This is a genomic window from Paenibacillus forsythiae T98 (genome assembly GCF_000520735.1).
Lineage (GTDB): Bacteria > Bacillota > Bacilli > Paenibacillales > Paenibacillaceae > Paenibacillus_AQ > Paenibacillus_AQ forsythiae.
In genome coordinates this window covers 1-2952 of sequence record NZ_ASSC01000131.1, presented here as the reverse complement: position 1 = coordinate 2952, position 2952 = coordinate 1, and the positions used below count along the sequence as shown (strand labels likewise).

Here is a 2952-nt window from a genome sequence, read left to right as displayed (position 1 = left end):
CGGGGGGGGGGAGCCGACGACGCACCCGCAGTTCTTCGAGATACTGGACATAGCCAAGAGCCGTCCGATCAAGCACATCATGGTGAATACGAACGGCGTCCGCATTGCCAAGGACCGGGAGTTCGCGCGGCGGCTTGCTTCGTACATGCCGGGCTTCGAAATCTATCTGCAATTCGACAGTCTGGAGGCGTCCGTGCTGAAGGAGCTGCGGGGCGCGGATCTCCGGCATATCCGGGAAGAAGCGATTCGCCATCTGAACGAGTTCAATATTTCGACGACGCTTGTTGTCACGCTCAAGAAGGGGCTGAATGACGGAGAGATCGGCTCGATCATCCAGTATGGATTGAAGCAACGGGCCGTACGCGGCGTGACGATTCAGCCGATCCAGGCGGCGGGAAGACTGGAGGGCTATGATCCGGCGACGGACCGCCTGACGGTGAGCGAGGTGCGCCGCAGCATTATCGACCAGTCGGGCGTGTTCGGGGAGGCGGATATTTTGCCGGTGCCCTGCCATCCCGACTCCCTTGCGATGGGCTATGCGCTGAAGCTGGGCGGGGAGGTGCTGCCGCTGACCGGACTGATCGATCCGGATATCTTGCTTGAAGGGGGCCGCAACACGATCGTCTTCGAGCAGGACCCGGAAATCCGGGGCAAAATGTTCGAGCTGCTCTCTACCGGTCACTCGCCCGCCTCCTCCGCTCTGTCGCTCAAGAGCCTGCTCTGCTGTCTGCCGCTTGCTGCCGTGCCGGAGCAGATCAGCTACGACAATGTGTTCCGGGTCATCGTGATGCAGTTTCTCGATGCGCATAATTTCGACGTGCGGTCGGTGAAGAAGTCGTGCGTGCACATCGCCCACCCCGACGGACGGATCATTCCTTTTGACACCTACAATTTGTTCTACCGGGACGGCAAGGAGCAGCTGCTGGAAAAGATAAGGGGCGAGATTGCGACCGCTTGGGACGGGGGAGTCCAATAGAGGGAGCCTGCCGCAGAGGGGAAGAGCGCTGAGGAAGCGGCTGGCTAGTTGGCGGCTTCCCTGACGCGGCGCGCTGGTGGACAAGAAAATGGTCATTGTCTGCGGCTGGCTAACTGACTGTTTCCCTGACTGCTTCGGTTCGGTCTGTGCCCGGTGCTGTGTCCGTTTTACGGCGGCTGGCATTTTCCTGCAGACCTGCAGGTTTGACCGGTGAATTTCGTTTAGGAAGAAGTAATGGATGCCAATGTGCAGCCTTTTGAGCCTATGTAGCGCCATTCGGGGAGAGGGGGGTGAAATGCCTGCACTTTTGTAGGAATTGGGTCTGGGATGAGAATTTCCATGGAAAAAAGATGTATGTACGCAGGAATCTCCGCAACGCATTGGCCTACCAACAAACCCGCAAACTCACCAACAAACCCACCAGCAAACCGATTAACAAGCCTGCCAACAAGCCCACCAACAAACCCACCAACAAACCAAACCGCTCTCACCAACGAAACACTGACTCACCGAACCACCGACTTACCGACCCACGACCCGTCAACCCACCAATCAACCGGGCGGCCCCCACCAACGAAACGCTGACTCATCGAACCACTGACCTGTCGAGCCACGACCCATCAACAAACCGTCACCCCACTCCCCTCACCTGCTAACTATCCCGCTACCGGGCGCCTTGACTTTAAGCATGCCCCCTTTCCGTTTCATCGGCATCCGTCCCCACCGAAGCCCGTGGCGATAATGGTGTATAATAATGGGAGACGCCTTGGTAGGCTATAGACCGGCGCAAGAGCACGGCGTATCAATGAAATAAGGAGGAGCGGCCGCATGTCCGATCCGTTAAGAGAGGAAATCAAACAAAAAATTGTGAACGGCGATTTTCATTGCGAAAAAGAGCTGACCCTGTCCATCATCAGCGGAAAATGGAAGGTTGTCATTTTGTGGCATCTTGGCGTGGAGGGTCCGCACCGGTTCAGCGATTTGCAGAAGCTTTTTCCGAAAATTTCGCATAAAATTCTGACCCAGCAGCTTCGCGAATTGATGGAGGACGGCATTGTCCACCGGGAGGTGTACCCTGATATCCCGCCGAAGGTGGAGTACTCGATGACCGAGCTTGGGATGACGCTTCTGCCGATTGTCGAGATGATGTACGAATGGGGAAAAATGCGGATCGGGCGCATCAGACAGGACTTGAAGCTGGCGGGCGAGATGGAATTCGCCGGGGACCGGTGCGAGGGAGCCTGCAAAAAAGCCTGAACAAGCCACGCGGCCCAGACCGGAAAAAGCTTGGGGTGGGTTACCTTTTGGTAACCTCTGTACAAAAAAGTGCATTCTTCACAAGGAATATCGTCGGCGCTACAATGGTTGTTGCGTGAAGATAACCTTGGGAGGGAAATACCGATGAGCAAAAAAGCACTGCTGATTATTCCGCCGGACCGTTTCAACGAGGACGAACTGTTTCATCCAAAGGCGGAGCTTGAGAACGCGGGCATCGGGGTAACGGTCGCCAGCACGAAGACAGGAGAAATCACCGGCGACAATCAGGGAAAGGTAAGCGCCGAAGTCGTTTACTCCGACGTTTCTGCCACGGACTATGATGTGGTGGCGGTCATCGGCGGCTCCGGCACGATCGATTACCTGTGGGGCGACGATAACCTGATTCAGTATTTGAAGCAGGCTTATGAGCACAAGATTCTCGTAGCGGGCATCTGCGCAGGTTCTGTCGCGGTTGCGAAGACGGGGCTGCTTGCCGGACGCCAGGCGACATGCTATCCGGTTGATGCCATGATCGATGAGCTGAAAGCCAACAGCGCGGACTATGTGGTGCAAAATGTGGTGGCGCATGACGACATCATCACCAGCAACGGGCCGGACGGCGCGCGGGATTTCGGCAAGAGCCTTGTAGCGGCGCTGGCCTGATTACAGGCCCGGGCCTTTCGGAATTCGTCCGCCGGACTGGACCGGCGGGCAGGGCA

General features: G+C 56.9%; 3 protein-coding genes. All 3 read left to right on the top strand.

Features of this window, described 5'->3' with window-relative positions:
* Positions 1 to 976, top strand: a 976-nt coding sequence (locus tag L692_RS0104725) for a radical SAM protein (protein WP_025697654.1), incomplete at its 5' end; no start/stop codon positions are given.
* An 828-nt stretch (positions 977 to 1804) separates the two neighbouring features.
* The gene (locus L692_RS0104720; protein WP_025697652.1) at positions 1805 to 2233 is read left to right on the top strand and encodes a winged helix-turn-helix transcriptional regulator; all 429 of its coding nucleotides are present in this window, start codon (positions 1805 to 1807) and stop codon (positions 2231 to 2233) included.
* A gap of 144 nt (positions 2234 to 2377) precedes the next feature.
* A complete protein-coding gene (locus tag L692_RS0104715) occupies positions 2378 to 2896 on the top strand; it encodes a DJ-1/PfpI family protein (RefSeq protein ID WP_025697650.1) in 519 nt (172 codons plus the stop codon).
* Positions 2897 to 2952 lie beyond the last annotated feature (56 nt).

What these genes read in the sequence shown, in the direction of transcription:
- L692_RS0104720 (WP_025697652.1), top strand. Translation starts at nt 1,805, where the DNA reads ATGTCCGATCCGTTAAGAGAGGAAATCAAACAAAAAATTGTGAACGGC.
- L692_RS0104715 (WP_025697650.1), top strand. Translation starts at nt 2,378, where the DNA reads ATGAGCAAAAAAGCACTGCTGATTATTCCGCCGGACCGTTTCAACGAG.